Below are 867 nucleotides of genomic sequence, written 5' to 3' on the forward strand. Positions count from 1 at the left end.
TGCCTGAGGAACTCGCGTCTAACCCAAAGGAGGCATCTGCGTTGGTCAGGTCGGCCTGGCTTGATGCGAGAGAAAAATACTTCGGTGGGAAAATCTCAAAGTTGCGTCATGAGCCGGCTAAGTACGCTGACGGATCAGGCAAGAAATACGACAGGCTTGCAGATTTGGCTGCTGGGAACCCTGCACCGTTCGACGCTCCGGCGAGCGCTGCGCCAGCATTCATTTCGGCCGAGAAAGCCTACGGCCCGATTTTCCTGACCGATCCCTCAGGCGAACTATTTGCTGACGCTAGCAGAGCTGATAAGGACGGCATGGATGCGCTGGCGGGTATTGCTCGTCACCTGCCCGAATGGATGTATGCATACTATCCTGGACGGAATTGGCCTAAGGACTTCCGACCTGCCGCTATTTACAACAAGAACGGCAATCTCTATTTCATTGGGAAGTAGTTCGTGGTCGACCTGTGCGCCTGGCGTGCCGGGGTTTTATCTGCGGAATCAGTCATACAGACTCTCTCGCGAGTCGAAGGCGTTCAATAAAAACGAAGGTGCTCAACACAAGTATTGAGCACCTTCGACGTGCGTTGAGCGCCTTCAGGGAGCGGTGGGAAGCTCCCATGCCCATCCGCCCTGCATACCTGTTTTGTGTGAACGTATACCTAGCTGTTTCTGGGCTCTGCGAAGTGACGCCGGAGAAATGCAACGTTCTTCAGCTAAACCCATCAACTCATTGATTGCAACAGGCCCAGCTTGCAACGTCTCCTCAAGAAAGCTGCGCGCTTCTTGAGTAGCTGATGCGGGTCTGGCGTCACCCGTTTGCTCGATAGCAGCGAGAATGGCTTCAGCGCTACCGTCGATGGCCTCTCCC

2 protein-coding genes are annotated in these 867 nt (G+C 54.8%); one reads left to right on the forward strand and one right to left on the reverse strand.

Annotation, left to right across the window (positions count from 1 at the left end; translation table 11 throughout):
* Window positions 1-449: hypothetical protein (locus ASU03_RS21245; RefSeq protein WP_197411304.1), on the forward strand; the 449-nt coding region annotated here is incomplete at its 5' end.
* A gap of 144 nt (window positions 450-593) precedes the next feature.
* On the opposite strand, the gene ASU03_RS21655 is transcribed toward ASU03_RS21245, so the two are convergent.
* Window positions 594-867 (reverse strand): hypothetical protein (locus tag ASU03_RS21655; RefSeq protein ID WP_231731651.1); only part of this gene is annotated, 274 nt, incomplete at its 5' end.

Origin of the sequence: Colwellia sp. TT2012, from assembly GCF_001440345.1 — a bacterium.
Lineage (GTDB): Bacteria > Pseudomonadota > Gammaproteobacteria > Enterobacterales > Alteromonadaceae > Colwellia.